The following is a 14,461-nucleotide window of genomic DNA, read 5'->3' as shown; positions in this document are numbered from 1 at the left end:
CACCTCACCACCGGTACCACCGGCCCCTGCCGCCGCCGGCGGTCGTACCGCGGACCAGGAAACCCAGCAGCCAGAGGACCAGTACGGCCAGTGCAATCCATCAGAGAATCTTCACCGCGAATCCGACGCCGAAGAGAATCAGCACCAGAAGCAGCACCAGCAGGATGGGGACCATAATGTGAACCTCCTGTGGCGCGGGTTTCCCGAAATCCCGCGGATCAGGCTTCTTTCCGGCACAGAATCTCTCCGTGCAGGACCGAAAACCAGCCGTCCTCGTACCGCCCCCATTCCCGCCAGGCCGCCGACACCGCCCGCAGCTGCTCCTCGGTCGCGTGTCCCCCCTGGGTGGCGCGGTCGGCGTAGGCGGAGTCCAGTGTGCGGTCCGCCCATAGACCGCTCCACCAGGCGCGCTCCTCGGGGGTGTGGAACGTCCAGGTGCTGGAGGTGGCCGTGACGTCGCGGAGGCCGGCGGCCCGCGCCCACGCCGTCAGCCGGCGTCCGGCGTCGGGTTCGCCGCCGTTGGCACGGGCCACCCGCTCGTACAGATCCAGCCAGTCGTCCAGGCCGGGCAGTGCGGGATACCAGGTCATCGCCGCGTAGTCGGCGTCCCGTACGGCGATGAGGCCGCCCGGCCTGGTCACCCGCTGCATCTCGCGCAGCGCCTGCACCGGATCGCCGACGTGCTGGAGCACCTGGTGGGCGTGGACCACGCAGAAGGTGTCGTCCGGATAGTCCAGGGCATGCACGTCGGCCACCGCGAAGTCCACGTTGGCCAGGCCCCGGGCGGCGGCGGTGGCCCGGGCCTGCTCCAGGACGCCGGGTGCCTGGTCGATGCCGGTGACATGGCCGTCCGGAACCAGTGCGGCCAGGTCGGCGGTGATGGTGCCGGGGCCGCAGCCGATGTCCAGGATCTTCATGTGGGGCTTGAGCGAGCCGAGCAGATAGGCCGCGGAGTTGGCGGCGGTCCGCCAGGTGTGCGAGCGCAGCACGGACTCGTGGTGCCCGTGCGTGTAGACGGCGGTCTCCTGTGCTTTCGGCATGGCCGTACCCCTTCGTCCCTCGTCGGCGGACCGGCCGGACCCGTCCGCCGGTACGCCTCACGGTACGCCCGGTGGCCGGCATGTGAGACCCGCGTTTCGCGATATGGACTGACGGTTCGTCAATCCACCGTGTCGAGCGGGCGGTAGACCGTCAGGGCCTCCGGCAGATTCTCCAGCGTCACCTCGTCCGACACCGTCATGACCTCGCCGTCGTACGCCAGCGGCGTGCCCGGGGCGACACCGGTCAGCCGCAGCCGGTTCACCTGCACCGCCGCATGCGCCGGCGAGCGGGTCAGCGGGCCCGCGGCGGCCGCCGCGAGCAGCCTCAGCGCGGGCCGGCGGCTGCCGTGCACCACCCGCACGTCCAGCAGGCCGTCCGCCAGATCGGTACGCCGGCCCGGCCCGAGACCCATCCGGTGATAGATGCCGTTGCCCACGAACAGCAGCCACAGCGGCCGCCGTTCACCGCCCACCTCCACCTCCAGCGGATGCCGGCCGGCGCGCAGGACGCGGAGCGCGCCGAGCACCCCGGCCGGCCAGCCGCCGATCCGGTGCGACCACCGCTCCCGGGCCCGCACCAGCTCCGGGTACACCCCGAGGCTCAGCGTGTTGAGGAACAGGCCCTCCGTGCCCCCGGTGACGAACCGGCCCGCGTCCACCCGGACCGCCTCGCCGTGCCGGACCGCCCGCGCCAGCTGGCGTTCGTCCTCCACGCCCAGGTCGTAGGCGAAGTGGTTGAGGGTGCCGCCCGGCAGCACCGCGAGCGGCAGGCCGTGCCGCAGGGCGCACATCGCTGCCGTGTTCACCGTGCCGTCGCCGCCGCACACCCCGAGCACCCGCGCCCGCGCCGCCGCCTTCGCCAGCTCGTCGGCGACGTCCTCCGGCGCGCACTCCACGATCTCCGCCTTCGGCAGCGCGTCGTGCAGCGCGCGCACCCGCTCCGCCGTCCCCGATGCCCGGTTGGCGACCATCACCAGACCGTCGCCCTCGGCCAGCGCCGGAGCCTCGGCCCGCGGCCGGGCCGGCCACCTGACCTGGGCGCGGGTCGGGACCAGGCGCCGGACCAGGAAGGCGGCGCCCGCGCCGAGCGCCGCCCCGGCGAGCACGTCGCTCGGGAAGTGCACCCCCGTGTACACCCGGGACATCGCCACCGAGAACGCCACCGGCGCCACCGCCGCACCCCACGCCGGGGACTCCAGGGCGACGCCCGTCGCGAAGGCGGCCGCGGAGGCCGAGTGCCCGGACGGGAAGGACGTGGTGATCGGCTGCCGCCTCAGCTGCCGCACCAGCGGCACCGGGTCCAGCACCGGGCGGGCACGCCGTACCGAACGCTTGCCGAGCGTGTTGATCGTCAGCGAGGCCAGGCCGAGCGAGGCCAGCCCCCGGACCGCGGCCCGGCGTGCCCGGGGCGTCCGGCTCACCGCCATCGCGGCGGCCGTGGCGAACCACAGCACCCCGTGGTTCGCGCTGCGACTGAGCCGGGGCAGAACGCGCTCGGCGCCCGGCCAGTGCCGGGCGGCGGCGGTCTCGAACAGCCGGCCGTCGAGTTCGAGGGCCGCCCGCAGGGGGCTGCGGGCGGTCCGGGGGGCAGTCAGGTCCAGGTCTGGGCTCATGGGGTGCGGTTACCCTGAAGTGCCCGTTTCTTGTGCCCCCGTGCGCCGGCCGCTCGCCCGCGCGAGAGGAGAATCCCCCGGATGCGCCTGCTCCTCGTCCGCCACGGCCAGACCCCGTCCAACCTGCACCATCTGCTGGACACGGCCGTGCCGGGACCGGGACTGACGCCGCTCGGCCAGGCACAGGCCGCCGCCCTGCCGGAGGCACTCGCCGGCGAGGACATCGAGGCCCTCTACGCCTCCACGCTGATCCGCACCCAGCTGACGGCCGCCCCACTGGCCGCCGCCCGCGGCCTGGACGTGATCGTCCGCGCCGGCATCCGCGAACTGTCCGCCGGCGACCTGGAGATGCTGCCCGGCCACACCCCGCAGGGCGAGCGGTATCTGCGCACGGTGTTCGCGTGGGCGGCCGGGGACACGGCACTCCGCATGCCCGGCGGGGAGAGCGGCGAGGAGGCCCTCGGCCGGTACGACGCGGTGGTCGCCGAGGCCGCCGCGAGCGGGGCGCGGACCGTCGCCATGGTCAGCCACGGCGCCGCCATCCGGGTGTGGACCGCCGCCCGCGCCCACAACGTCGACGTCGCCTTCGCCGCGGCCCGCCCCCTGGAGAACACCGGCGTGGTCATCCTGGAGGGCTCCCCGTCCGACGGCTGGAAGGCCCTGACCTGGGAAGGCGCCACCGTGGAGCCGGCCGGCGAGGGCGGTCCGGCGGGGGAGCCGCTGGACACGGCCGGATAGCCGAAAGGCCCGCCCGGTCCCGGCCGGATATGCGTTTGCCCCCGCTCCCGGGCACCCCGGAGAATGCCTGCCCATGGGACATCTGGAAGCCGCGCACCTCGAGTACCACCTCCCCGACGGGAGGACGCTGCTCGGCGATGTGTCCTTCCGGGTCGGCGAAGGGGCCGCCGTCGCCCTGGTCGGCCCGAACGGCGCCGGCAAGACCACCCTGCTGCGGCTGATCTCCGGCGAGCTGAAACCGCACGGCGGCACCGTCACTGTCGGCGGCGGCCTCGGCGTGATGCGCCAGTTCGTCGGCTCCGTCCGGGACGAGACGACCGTACGGGACCTGCTCGTCTCCGTCGCCCCGCCCCGCATCCGCGAGGCCGCCAGGGCCGTGGACGAGGCCGAGCACGCCCTCATGACCGTCGACGACGAGGCCGCCCAGCTCGCCTACGCCCAGGCCCTCGCCGACTGGGCCGAGGTGCGCGGCTACGAGGCCGAGACCCTCTGGGACATGTGCACCACCGCCGCGCTCGGCGTGCCCTACGAGCGCGCCCAGTGGCGGCAGGTGCGCACCCTGTCCGGCGGCGAGCAGAAACGCCTCGTGCTGGAGGCTCTGCTGCGCGGCACCGACGAGGTGCTGCTGCTGGACGAGCCGGACAACTACCTCGACGTGCCCGGCAAGCGGTGGCTGGAGGAGCAGCTCCGGGAGACCCGCAAGACCGTCCTGTTCGTCTCCCACGACCGGGAGCTCCTCGCCCGCGCCGCCGACAGAATCGTCTCCGTCGAACCGGGCCCGGCCGGCGCCGACGCCTGGGTGCACGGCGGCGGCTTCGCCACCTACCACCAGGCCCGCCGCGAACGCTTCGCCCGCTTCGAGGAGCTGCGCCGTCGCTGGGACGAGAAGCACGCCCAGCTGAAGAAGCTGGTGCTGAACCTCCGTCAGGCCGCCGCCGTCAGCCATGAGATGGCCTCGCGCTACCAGGCCGCGCAGACCAGGCTGCGCAAGTTCGAGGAGGCGGGCCCGCCGCCGGAGCCGCCCCGCGAGCAGGACATCACCATGCGGCTGAAGGGCGGCCGTACCGGCGTAAGGGCCGTCACCTGCAAGGGACTTGAGCTGACCGGCCTGATGCAGCCGTTCGACCTGGAGGTCTTCTACGGCGAGCGGGTCGCCGTCCTCGGCTCCAACGGCTCCGGCAAGTCCCACTTCCTCCGGCTGCTCGCCGGTGACGACGTCGCACACACGGGGGAGTGGAAGCTCGGTGCCCGGGTGGTCCCCGGCCACTTCGCCCAGACCCACGCCCACCCCGAACTCCAGGGCCGCACCCTGCTCGACATCCTGTGGAAGGAGCACGCCCAGGACCGGGGCGCGGCCATGTCCCGGCTGCGCCGCTACGAGCTGACCCAGCAGGCCGAGCAGGTCTTCGACCGGCTGTCCGGCGGGCAGCAGGCCCGCTTCCAGATCCTGCTGCTGGAGCTCGAGGGCGCGACCGCGCTGCTGCTCGACGAGCCCACCGACAACCTCGACCTGGAGTCCGCCGAGGCCCTCCAGGAGGGCCTGGAAGCCTTCGAGGGCACGGTCCTCGCGGTCACCCACGACCGCTGGTTCGCCCGCTCCTTCGACCGCTTCCTGGTCTTCGGCAGTGACGGCCGGGTCCGCGAGACCCCGGAACCGGTCTGGGACGAACGCAGGGTCGAGCGGGCCCGGTGACCCGGGTCCGCTCCTCCGTACGGCGGGCCGCCGGCTGATCCGGCTCCTCGCCGATCCACACCTCGCGGTGCGTGTCCGGCCTGTCCGGGAGGATCAGCAGCTGCTTCGGCAGCTGCCCGTGCACCGGCCGGCACGCCCGGTCCTCCTCCCACGGAATCAGCTGTCGTGCCGGGGCAGGCCGACGTATGCGGAGGCCCTGGACCCCGGATGTTCGTACAGTGGATTCAGGAACACGAGCTCCTTGGAATTCCTCCCGGAAATCGCTCGGGGGCAGTGCTTGCCGGGCGGGTACCCGTAGCCCATGAACGAACACGACGAGCGGGGCACCACGATGACCGGAGTCGACGCCAGCCGGCTGGACGACCAGCAGCTCATGAAGGAGCTGGAGACGATCCACCGCACGCGCCACGACACGCTCCTGTACGGCTCGAACGACGCCCTGCGCGCCCACAACGAGCGCATGGCACAGCTGGAGGGCGAGTACCTGCGCCGCAACCCGCGCCGCCTGGTGAGCGCGGGCCGGACCCGCGAAGGCGCCCGCGAGCGCAGCTGCGGCGAGGCGGCGACTCCGGGCACATCCGGCACCTGACCGGCACCACACACCGAAGGGGCCGGCCCGTACGACGGGCCGGCCCCCCACATCCCGGGTCGGTCAGCCGGCCTCCCCGGCGAACACGTGCACGAACGCGTCGCAGAACGCCTTCAGATCGTCCGGCTTGCGGCTGGTCACCAGCTGGTTGGAGCCCTGGTCGCAGATCTTCACCTGCTCGTCCACCCAGGTGCCGCCGGCGTTGCGGATGTCCGTCCGCAGACTCGGCCAGGAGGTGAGCACCCGGCCGCGTACGACGTTTGCTTCCACCAGCGTCCACGGGGCGTGGCAGATCGCGGCGACCGGACGGCCCTGCTCGAAGAAGTCCTTCACGAACGCGACGGCCTTCTCGTCCATCCGCAGGAAGTCCGGGTTGGCGACCCCGCCCGGCAGCACCAGACCGCCGAACGAACCGGCCGACGTCTCACCCACCACCTCGTCCACGGGGAACGTGTCCGCCTTGTCCAGATGGTTGAACGCCTGGATCTTCCCGGACTCGGTCGACACCAGCACAGGCTCGTGCCCGGCGTCCGAGACCGCCTTCCACGGCTCGGTCAGCTCGACCTGCTCGACGCCCTCGGGTGCCACCAGAAACGCGATACGCATAGTCCTCAGCTTCCTTTCACTCGCCGCAGCGCCGCCCGGTGAGCGCGGGCGCGCCGCTTCCTGGCCCGGGCCGCCCGCCGGCAGCGCACCAGCTCCTCGCCGTACGGCAGCAGCACGCACGCGCCGATCGCGAGACCGATGCCCGCCAGATACCCGGGCGACAGCGGGCGCCGGCGCGGCACCAGACGCCACGCGTCCGGGTCCCCGCGCCCGCCCCGCAGCAGCGACCGCACCTGGTCGGCGTGCAGGCACATCAGCGAGACCAGCCCGCCGAACGGCAGCGACTCCAGGAAACTGTGGATGTGCTGCTCGATCGGCTTGACCTCGCGGTCGCTGTCGACGGCCGTGCGGACGTCCCACAGCGCCGTCGCCTCGTGCACCGCCGCCGCGCCCAGTTGCACGGTCAGCAGCAGCGGGTTGATCTCGTAGCGCAGGGTGAGCGCGATGGGCACGCCCACCTCGGCCATCATCAGGGAGTGGATCAGGGACTCCTTGGTCCCCGCCGTGTCCTCGATCCGGGTGCGCCGGTGCATCGCCCAGTCGGCGAGCCCGGGCGCGAACCAGCCGGGCAGCAGCCCGTACAGCAGAAACCGCGTGGTGGCGTCGCCCACGTCGCCCGTGGTGCCGCGCGCGATCTCGGCCGCCTGACTCCGGCTCATGCGCCGCCCACCAGCGCCACGGCCAGCTGCTGCATGTTCTCGTACCGGTCGCCGTGCGGCAGCCGGGCCACCGCGTCGACCAGCGAGCCCGGCGCGTTGTCCCGGCGCAGCGCCCGGGCCACCTCGCCCGGCTTCGCGGGGAAGGCGTGCCGGCTCAGATGCCGGGCCAGCTCCGTCCGGGTCCGCTCCAGCGACGCCGGGGAGCCCAGACCGCCCACCGGACCGCTCCAGACCTCAGGGTCGTCGTCCGCGGCCGGCTCCGGGTCGTGCCACTCCTCGACGCGCGTGGGATGGCCGGACCGGAGCAGACCCTTCAGCTCGTGCTTCATCTCGTCGTCCCGGTGCACGCTCAGCCGGTCGCTGCCTCGCTGCATGTCTCTCCCTCCAAAGGGTCCAAGGTCCGCACCGCGTACCCGGTGCCGCACATGCGACACGGGATCCGGGCCGCGCGCACGGTCACTGCTTCGTCCGGCCCGGCAGAAACTCCTGCATCTTCGCCTTCAGCCCCTGCTTGATCAGCGAACCCCGATCGGCGTCGCCCTTGAGGACCGACGCGGCCGTCGCCTGCATCTGCTCCCAGGTGGCGTGCGGCGGGATCGGCGGTACGGCGGGGTCGGTCAGGAACTCGATCACCACCGGCCCGTCCGCCGCCAGGGCCGCCCGCCAGCCCGACTCCACGTCCTCCGGCTTCTCCACCCGGATGCCGGTCAGTCCGAGCGAGCGGGCGAACGCCGCATACTGCACGTCCGGGATCGACTGCGACGGCAGGAACGAGGGGGCGCCCTCCATCGCTCGCATCTCCCACGTGACCTGGTTCAGGTCCTGGTTGTTCCAGACGGCCACCACCAGCCGCGGATCCGACCAGCGGTCCCGGTACTTGGCCGCCGTGATCATCTCCGTCAGGCCGTTCATCTGCATCGCCCCGTCCCCGACCAGCGCGAACACCGGCCGGTCCGGGTGGGCGAACTTCGCTCCGATCGCGTACGGCACCCCCGGGCCCATCGTCGCCAGCGTGCCGGACAGCGAACCGCGCATGCCCGGCCGCATGGTGATGTGCCGCGCGTACCAGTTGGCGACCGAACCGGAGTCCGAGGTGAGGATCGCGTCGTCGGGCAGCAGCTGGTCCAGCGCCCGGGCCACGTACTCGGGATTGATCGGATCGGCCGACAGCCCGGCCCGCCGCTCCATCGTCTCGTGCCAGCGCCTCACGTTCGCGCACACCGTGTCGTACCACTCGCGTCCGCCCCGGTCCGTCGTGAGCAGCGGGATCAGCCGCCGCAGCGTGGCTTGGGCGTCACCGACCAGGTTCACCTCGTACGGATACCGCATGCCGATCATGTGCGGGTCGATGTCGATCTGCACCCCGCGCGCCTTGCCGAAGTCCGGCATGAACTGCGTGTACGGGAACGACGAACCGATCGTCAGCAGGGTGTCGCAGTCCCGCATCAGCTCGTACGAGGGCCGGCTGCCCAGCAGCCCGATCGGCCCGGTCACGTACGGCAGCTCGTCGCTCAGCACGTCCTTGCCGAGCAGCGCCTTCGCCACGCCCGCGCCGAGCAGCTCGGCGATCTCCTGCACCTCCGCGACGGCGCCCGCGGCACCCTGCCCGACCAGGATGGCGACCTTGTCGCCCGCGTTCAGCACGTCCGCCGCCCGGCGCAGCGCCTCGTCCGTCGGGGTCGCGGTGTAGTCGCTCATCCCCAGGCTGGAGGGCACCATCTTGAACTCGTGGGTCGGCGCCGCGTAGTCCAGCTCCTGCACGTCACCGGGGATGATCAGCGCGGTCGGACAGCGCCGGGCGTACGCGGTCCGGATCGCCCGGTCCAGCACGTTCGGCAGCTGCTCGGGCACCGTCACCGTCTCCACGAACTCCGAGGCGACGTCCTTGTACAGCGTGTGCAGGTCGACTTCCTGCTGGTAGGAGCCGCCCATCGCGCTCCGGTTCGTCTGGCCGACGATCGCCAGCACCGGCACATGGTCCAGCTTCGCGTCGTACAAGCCGTTGAGCAGATGGATCGCGCCCGGTCCCGACGTCGCCACGCACACACCGATACGGCCGCTGAACTTGGCGTACCCGACCGCCTCGAAGGCGGACATCTCCTCGTGCCGCGACTGGATGAAGCGTGGCTGGTCCTCGGCGCGGCCCCAGGCGGCGAGCAACCCGTTGATGCCGTCGCCCGGATAACCGAAAACCTGGTCCACGCCCCAAGCGCGCAGGCGCTCGAGGATGTGGTCCGAGACCTTGGTGCTCATGAAGAGACCTCCCCGGTGCAGTGCGAAGCAGACGATCCGGTCAGCGGATACCGAGTCACCTGCGGGGGAGACGGAAAACCTCCGCGGCGGCCCCGGAGCACCCGGACGGCTGTGTCTTCCGCCCGCCGTCACCCGTCCGGCCGCGCGTGTCCCGCGAATGGGGTCCGGCCGCGCGCGGTACGGCGCCGCGCGGGCTGTCATGGCAGCGAGGGCACGACCCGTGTCCCCGTCACCCGGGCGCCGCACGGCGTTGCCGTACCGGTGCGCCGGCGTCCCGCCGTCCGATCGTCCCGCCGCCGCAGCCCGCCGAGGAGCACCTCCCATGCGCCGCACCGCCCGCGCCCTGCCCGTCGCCTTCGCCGCCGGTGCCGTGCTAGCCCTCACCGGCCCCGCCGCCTCCGCCGGCCCCGCCCTCGAGGCCGGCCCCGGCACCACCCCCGTCTCCGTGTCCTGCCACCCGCTCACCGCACCGGTGCCGGACGCTCCCGACGCCGCCGCACCGGCCCTCGCCGACGGCGCCCCCTCCCTGGACCCGGTCACCGGCGGCGGTGCGGACGGCAAAGCCTGCGGCGAGGAGGCTCAGTGCCCGCAGGGGCAGTCCTGCGCGGTGGACGCGGCGTCGATACCGGCCTGCCGCGAGGACGAGCTGTGCCCGGAGCGCACCCCCTGCCCGACGGGCGAACAGTGCCAGGGCGCCGGCCAGGACAGCGGACAGGAGCGTGGCGGGCAGGAGAACGGCGGCGCTGCCCGGCAGGAGGGTGGCACGCAGGACGCCGCCCGGCAGGAGGGCGGCGGACACGACCCTGCCCGGCCGGAGGACGGCGGGCACGACACCGCCGGTCAGGTCGGCGGCGCGCACGACGGCACCGGGCAGGACGGCGCCCGGCAGGAGAGCGGCGGGCGGGACGGCGCCCGGCAGGACGGCGGCGGCCGCGAGTGCACCGGGTCCGGTCCCTGCGCCGACGGCGGCCACCGGTGCGGGGAGTCCGGCAGCGCGTCCTGCCCGGACGGTCACAGCTGCCGTGAGCCGCACGACAGCGGCGGCTGCGCCGCGGCCACCGTCCAGCGGGGCGTGGACGCCGGGCAGGGAGGCACCTTCAACGACTCGGTCCCGGCACTCGCCGCCGGCGCCGCCCTCATCGCCGCCGCCTGCGCGGGCGCCGGCTACCGGGTGTACGGCCGCAGGCGGACGGCGGCCCGGACCGCGCGGAGGTGATCCGGGCAACTCGGGGCGCCACCCATGGAGGGCCGTCCGGCGGGTACACCCCATCCCACAGACCCAGGCAGGACACCCCGGCACCGACAGCCGCGCATCCGGCACGACACACCAGACAGCACAGACCAGAGCAGAGTTCGGCACACAGCGGCCCACGAGGACAGCACAGCGATCCCGCTCGGACGCCACCGTCCGGACAGGGCGGCACGACGGCACCACGGACTGCGCGGAGGCGGACATGCGGCGGACGGACCCCGGCGAGGGCCACGGCCCGGTCCGCTACGGCCCACCCCTTCCCGGCGACGGCCTGCCCGTGCTCCCCGAACTCTCCGCCGTCCTGGCCGCCGCCGCGGGCCGCGCCGACGCCCCGCCCGTCGGCGGTCCCCCCGCCCTGCTGGAGGCCGCCTGCGGCTACTGGACCCGGCGCGGACTGCCCTGCGCCCCGGACCGGGTGGCCGCCGGACCCGGCGCCCCCGCCCTGCTGCTCGCCCTGACCGCCGCGCTCGCGGGCGACGGCGCCGACATCCTCGTACCCCGCCCCTGCGCGGCCTGGTGGGCACCGTACGCCCGGATTCTCGGCCGACCCGCCTACCATGTGCCGACCCCCGCCGAGAGCGGCGGCGTCCCGGACCCGTACGCCCTGCTGGAGACCGTCCGCCGGGTCCGCGCCGAGGGCGGCGACCCTCGGCTGCTGGTGCTGTCCGTCGCCGACGACCCCACCGCCACCGTCGCCCCGCCGGAACTGCTGCACGAGACCGTCGAGGCCGCCACCGCCGAGGGCCTGCACCTGGTCAGTGACGAGACCTGGCGCGACACCCTGCACGCCCCGCGCGAGACCGTGCTGCTCAGCCCCGCCGAGATGTGGCCCGACCAGGTCACCGTCGTGACCGACCTGGCCGGCGCCCTGCTGCCCTCGGGCTGGCCCGCCGCCGTCGCCCGCTTCCCGGCCACCGACAGCGGACGGCACCTCCACGCGCGCGTGCTCGACATTCTCACCGCCCTCGGGGCCCGCATCGCCGCACCGGTCGCCGCGGCCGCCGGCTACGCCCTCGACGAACCCCCGCCCGTCACCGAGCGCCGCGAGGCCACCGTACGGCTGCACGCGCGCGTGGCCGCCGCCGTGCACACCGCGGTCGTCGCCGCCGGAGCCTTCGCCCGGCCGCCGCAGGCCGGTCGCCACCTGTACGCAGACTTCGCGCCGCTGCGCGAACCGCTCGCCGCCCAGGGCGTCGGCGACGCCCAGGAACTGGAGGACCTCCTCACCGCCCGGCTCGGCATGCCCGCGCCGGGGGGCCACCGCTTCGGCGACGACCTGGGGGCGCTGCGCGTACGGCTCGCCACCGGGCCGCTGCTGGGCGGCACGGACGAGGAACGCACGGAATGCCTCACGTCACCCGCACCGTTGGAACTGCCACACGTGCAACGCGCGTTGATCTCCTTGAGGTCGGCCTTCGACGATCTCCGCGACGACGCTCAGCGATGGGAGCCTCCTCGATGACGCAGCAGACGCATGAGCCCGGCCCGGCCACGACGACCACGACGGCCCCGACAGTCGGCGAACCCGGCACGCCGGCCCCCCTCGCGCCCCCTTTCCCCCCACTGGCCGAGCCCCGCCCCCTGGGCGAACACCGAGTGTGGCCACGGACCTTCCACGACCGGCTCACCGCTCCGCTGCCCGGCCTGAAGGCCCTCGCCCGCTTCGCCCGCGAGGGCGCCGTGCGCCCCGGCCCCGACGGCCTCGCCGACGTCCCCCGCCTGCCGTACGCACCGGCCCCGCTGCCCCGCGTCGGCACCCGCACCCTCGCCGTCACCTGGGCGGGACACGCCAGCTGGATCGTCCGCATCGGCGGACTCACCGTCCTCACCGACCCCGTCTGGTCCCAGCGCATCCTCGGCACCCCGGCCCGCATCACCCCGGTGGGTGTGCCCTGGGAGTCCCTGCCCCGCGTCGACGCGGTCGTCATCAGCCACAACCACTACGACCACCTGGACGCCCCCACCCTGCGCCGGCTCCCGCGCGACACACCGGTGTTCGCCCCCGCCGGACTCGGCCGCTGGTTCCGCCGCCGCCGGTTCGGCTGCGTCACCGAGCTGGACTGGTGGGAGGGGGCCGAACTGTCCGGAGTCCGCTTCGACTTCGTCCCCGCCCACCACTGGTCCAAGCGCACCATGACCGACACCTGCCACAGCCTCTGGGGCGGCTGGGTCCTCACCGCACCCGACGGCAGGCGTCTCTACTTCGCCGGTGACACCGGCTACGGCCACTGGTTCTCCCGCATCGGCCGCCGCTACCCCGGTATCGACCTCGCCCTGGTGCCCATCGGCGCCTACGACCCCCGCTGGTGGCTCAGCGACGTCCACTGCGACCCCGAGGAGGCGGTCCGGGCCACCCTGGACCTCGGTGCCCGTCGCATGGCGCCCATGCACTGGGGCACGTTCATCCTGTCGGCGGAGCCGGTCCTGGAACCGCTCACGCGAGCGCGGGCGGCCTGGGAGAAGGCCGGCCTGGAGCGCGAGGACCTGTGGGATATGCCGGTGGGCGCGTCAAGAGTCCTGGAGTGAGGCACGCCCCGAAGGAGCGCCGGCCCGCGTCGACATGCGGCTGCGCCGCGTGGGCGAGACCGGCCGGCACGCAGCCGCACTCCGCAACGCGACCTCAGTCGGCAGCTCGAACCCGCCGCCACACACCGGGCGCCACGCTGATGACGACGGTCAGCACCACCGCCAGCACAACCCCCTCCCACGGCTCCGCGAACAACGAACCTCCCACCACACCGATCACTTGATAGGTGGCCGCCCAGGCAAGACACGCGGGCGCGTTCCCCCGCGCGAACCGCCTCAGCGGCCACTCCGCCATCAGACAGGCCAGCATCACCGGCAGACGACCGGCAGGCACCAACCGGGACAGCACCAGCACCGCGACCCCGTGCTCGGCCAACTTCCCCCGCGCCTGCGCGAGCCGCTCCTCAGGCGCCCGCGACCGGATCGCCTCCAGCCACCGGGACCCGTTCGCCGACCGTATCCCGCGCCGCCCCAGCCAGTACAGGGCGATGTCCCCGAGGAACGCCGCCAGGGAGGCCGTCACGAACACCAACCCCAGGGCGAGCGGGACCGTCTGATGAAACGCCACCACCGCCGCCGAACTCACCAGCGCCCCGGTCGGCACCACCGGCACCAGCGCCCCGATCAGCACCAGCAGGAACAGCGACGGATAGCCCGCCGCCTGCTGCGTGGACTCGGGCGTCACGCTTGTCGACGCCTCGGCGAGCCACGTCACCGGGCGACCTCCAGCCGCACACTCTCCCCGTGCCCCAGCTTGTGCACCGCCACCCGAGGAGCGGCCGCCGCCGCCAGCCGCACGAACTCGTCACCCGGCGCGTGGAACTCGTGCGGGCGCACCGCGTCCATGCCGATCGGCCAGTACGTGCCGTAGTGCACCGGCACCGCGGCCCGCGGAGCCAGCCGGGCCAGCGCCCGCGCCGCCCGCCCCGCGTCCAGATGCCCCTCCCCGAGATACGGCCCCCAGCCGCCCACCGGCAGCAGCGCGACGTCCACCGGACCGACCCGCTCGGCCATCGCGTCGAACAGCCCGGTGTCCCCGGCGAAGTAGGTCCGCGCCTCGCCCTCCACGACGTATCCCAGCGCGGGGGAGCGCTGCGGTCCCACCGGCAGCCGCCGCCCGTCGTGTTGCGCCGGAACCACCCGGATCCGTACGGCACCGATCCGCACCTCGTCCCCGGGGACCACCTCGGTGATCCGCAGCTGTCGCAGCCGGCGCAAGCCGGGCACGGCGCGTCGTGCGCCCCGGGGCACGAGCAGGCGCGTGCCCGGGTCGAGACAGGCCAGGGAGGGCAGATGCAGGTGGTCGGCGTGCAGATGGGAGACGAGCGCCACATCGGCGCGGCGGGCCTCGGCGGGCGGCACGGCGCCCCGGCGGCGGCGCAGATGCGCCAGCCGGCGGGCGAACAGGGGATCGGTGAGCACCCGGATGTTCGCATCCTCCACCGTGCAGGTGGCGTGCCCCCACCAGGTGATCTCCACGGGCACCTTCTTC

Annotated in this window: 14 protein-coding genes and 1 pseudogene; 6 read left to right on the top strand and 9 right to left on the bottom strand. The window is 73.8% G+C overall.

The window, feature by feature from the left end; all coding sequences use genetic code 11:
* Positions 1 to 4: 4 nt before the first annotated feature.
* The 3 genes and pseudogenes from ACZ7DL_RS22360 to ACZ7DL_RS22350 form a co-directional block, all read right to left on the bottom strand.
* Positions 5 to 175 (bottom strand): annotated as a pseudogene (locus tag ACZ7DL_RS22360) (hydrophobic protein).
* Positions 176 to 218: 43 nt separating this feature from the next.
* Positions 219 to 1,040 carry a class I SAM-dependent methyltransferase gene (locus ACZ7DL_RS22355; RefSeq protein WP_470776274.1) on the bottom strand — a complete coding sequence of 274 codons (822 nt, stop codon included), beginning with the start codon at positions 1,038 to 1,040 and terminating at the stop codon, positions 219 to 221.
* Between the two features lie 119 nt (positions 1,041 to 1,159).
* The gene (locus tag ACZ7DL_RS22350; protein WP_470776272.1) at positions 1,160 to 2,653 is read right to left on the bottom strand and encodes a phosphatase PAP2 family protein; all 1,494 of its coding nucleotides are present in this window, start codon (positions 2,651 to 2,653) and stop codon (positions 1,160 to 1,162) included.
* 81 nt (positions 2,654 to 2,734) lie between these two features.
* Between ACZ7DL_RS22350 and ACZ7DL_RS22345 the strand changes: the two genes are divergently transcribed.
* The 3 genes from ACZ7DL_RS22345 (at position 2,735) to ACZ7DL_RS22335 (ending at position 5,673) form a co-directional block, all read left to right on the top strand.
* Positions 2,735 to 3,391, top strand: a complete 657-nt coding sequence (locus ACZ7DL_RS22345; RefSeq protein ID WP_470776270.1) for a histidine phosphatase family protein — start codon at positions 2,735 to 2,737, stop codon at positions 3,389 to 3,391.
* 73 nt (positions 3,392 to 3,464) lie between these two features.
* Positions 3,465 to 5,084, top strand: a complete 1,620-nt coding sequence (locus ACZ7DL_RS22340; protein WP_470776267.1) for an ATP-binding cassette domain-containing protein — start codon at positions 3,465 to 3,467, stop codon at positions 5,082 to 5,084.
* Positions 5,085 to 5,385: 301 nt separating this feature from the next.
* Positions 5,386 to 5,673 (top strand): DUF6158 family protein, encoded by a 288-nt coding sequence (locus tag ACZ7DL_RS22335; RefSeq protein ID WP_470776265.1) that lies wholly within the window; start codon positions 5,386 to 5,388, stop codon positions 5,671 to 5,673.
* 63 nt (positions 5,674 to 5,736) lie between these two features.
* Here the strand turns inward: ACZ7DL_RS22335 and ACZ7DL_RS22330 are convergent, their stop codons facing one another.
* The 4 genes from ACZ7DL_RS22330 to ACZ7DL_RS22315 form a co-directional block, all read right to left on the bottom strand.
* Complete coding sequence (locus ACZ7DL_RS22330; RefSeq protein WP_470776263.1) at positions 5,737 to 6,279, bottom strand: type 1 glutamine amidotransferase domain-containing protein; 543 nt, start codon at positions 6,277 to 6,279, stop codon at positions 5,737 to 5,739.
* Between the two features lie 5 nt (positions 6,280 to 6,284).
* Positions 6,285 to 6,938: a diguanylate cyclase gene (locus ACZ7DL_RS22325; protein ID WP_470776261.1), complete on the bottom strand. Its 654-nt coding sequence runs from the start codon at positions 6,936 to 6,938 to the stop codon at positions 6,285 to 6,287.
* Complete coding sequence (locus tag ACZ7DL_RS22320; protein ID WP_470776258.1) at positions 6,935 to 7,312, bottom strand: DUF2795 domain-containing protein; 378 nt, start codon at positions 7,310 to 7,312, stop codon at positions 6,935 to 6,937. The genes ACZ7DL_RS22325 and ACZ7DL_RS22320 overlap by 4 nt, the downstream gene beginning before the upstream one ends.
* An 82-nt stretch (positions 7,313 to 7,394) precedes the next feature.
* Positions 7,395 to 9,191 carry a thiamine pyrophosphate-requiring protein gene (locus tag ACZ7DL_RS22315; protein ID WP_470776256.1) on the bottom strand — a complete coding sequence of 599 codons (1,797 nt, stop codon included), beginning with the start codon at positions 9,189 to 9,191 and terminating at the stop codon, positions 7,395 to 7,397.
* Positions 9,192 to 9,513: 322 nt separating this feature from the next.
* Between ACZ7DL_RS22315 and ACZ7DL_RS22310 the strand changes: the two genes are divergently transcribed.
* The 3 genes from ACZ7DL_RS22310 to ACZ7DL_RS22300 all read left to right on the top strand — a co-directional run bounded on the left by ACZ7DL_RS22310 (position 9,514) and on the right by ACZ7DL_RS22300 (position 12,969).
* Positions 9,514 to 10,407 carry a hypothetical protein gene (locus ACZ7DL_RS22310; protein WP_470776254.1) on the top strand — a complete coding sequence of 298 codons (894 nt, stop codon included), beginning with the start codon at positions 9,514 to 9,516 and terminating at the stop codon, positions 10,405 to 10,407.
* Positions 10,408 to 10,645: 238 nt separating this feature from the next.
* On the top strand, positions 10,646 to 11,905 hold the full coding sequence (locus ACZ7DL_RS22305; RefSeq protein ID WP_470776252.1) for an aminotransferase class I/II-fold pyridoxal phosphate-dependent enzyme: 1,260 nt from the start codon (positions 10,646 to 10,648) through the stop codon (positions 11,903 to 11,905).
* A complete protein-coding gene (locus ACZ7DL_RS22300) occupies positions 11,902 to 12,969 on the top strand; it encodes an MBL fold metallo-hydrolase (RefSeq protein ID WP_470776251.1) in 1,068 nt (355 codons plus the stop codon). The genes ACZ7DL_RS22305 and ACZ7DL_RS22300 overlap by 4 nt, the downstream gene beginning before the upstream one ends.
* 94 nt (positions 12,970 to 13,063) lie before the next feature.
* On the opposite strand, the gene ACZ7DL_RS22295 is transcribed toward ACZ7DL_RS22300, so the two are convergent.
* Positions 13,064 to 13,684 (bottom strand): DedA family protein, encoded by a 621-nt coding sequence (locus ACZ7DL_RS22295; RefSeq protein WP_470776249.1) that lies wholly within the window; start codon positions 13,682 to 13,684, stop codon positions 13,064 to 13,066.
* Positions 13,681 to 14,454: an MBL fold metallo-hydrolase gene (locus ACZ7DL_RS22290; protein WP_470776528.1), complete on the bottom strand. Its 774-nt coding sequence runs from the start codon at positions 14,452 to 14,454 to the stop codon at positions 13,681 to 13,683. The genes ACZ7DL_RS22295 and ACZ7DL_RS22290 overlap by 4 nt, the downstream gene beginning before the upstream one ends.
* Positions 14,455 to 14,461: the final 7 nt, after the last annotated feature.

This window comes from Streptomyces sp. NPDC036984, assembly GCF_055607665.1.
The sequence above is the reverse complement of the archived record's forward strand: the minus strand, read 5'-3'. Positions and strand labels throughout refer to the sequence as shown.

Coding starts and splice junctions, on each gene's coding strand:
- ACZ7DL_RS22355 (WP_470776274.1), bottom strand. CDS start 1,040: ATGCCGAAAGCACAGGAGACCGCCGTCTACACGCACGGGCACCACGAG.
- ACZ7DL_RS22350 (WP_470776272.1), bottom strand. CDS start 2,653: ATGAGCCCAGACCTGGACCTGACTGCCCCCCGGACCGCCCGCAGCCCC.
- ACZ7DL_RS22345 (WP_470776270.1), top strand. CDS start 2,735: ATGCGCCTGCTCCTCGTCCGCCACGGCCAGACCCCGTCCAACCTGCAC.
- ACZ7DL_RS22340 (WP_470776267.1), top strand. CDS start 3,465: ATGGGACATCTGGAAGCCGCGCACCTCGAGTACCACCTCCCCGACGGG.
- ACZ7DL_RS22335 (WP_470776265.1), top strand. CDS start 5,386: ATGAACGAACACGACGAGCGGGGCACCACGATGACCGGAGTCGACGCC.
- ACZ7DL_RS22330 (WP_470776263.1), bottom strand. CDS start 6,279: ATGCGTATCGCGTTTCTGGTGGCACCCGAGGGCGTCGAGCAGGTCGAG.
- ACZ7DL_RS22325 (WP_470776261.1), bottom strand. CDS start 6,938: ATGAGCCGGAGTCAGGCGGCCGAGATCGCGCGCGGCACCACGGGCGAC.
- ACZ7DL_RS22320 (WP_470776258.1), bottom strand. CDS start 7,312: ATGCAGCGAGGCAGCGACCGGCTGAGCGTGCACCGGGACGACGAGATG.
- ACZ7DL_RS22315 (WP_470776256.1), bottom strand. CDS start 9,191: ATGAGCACCAAGGTCTCGGACCACATCCTCGAGCGCCTGCGCGCTTGG.
- ACZ7DL_RS22310 (WP_470776254.1), top strand. CDS start 9,514: ATGCGCCGCACCGCCCGCGCCCTGCCCGTCGCCTTCGCCGCCGGTGCC.
- ACZ7DL_RS22305 (WP_470776252.1), top strand. CDS start 10,646: ATGCGGCGGACGGACCCCGGCGAGGGCCACGGCCCGGTCCGCTACGGC.
- ACZ7DL_RS22300 (WP_470776251.1), top strand. CDS start 11,902: ATGACGCAGCAGACGCATGAGCCCGGCCCGGCCACGACGACCACGACG.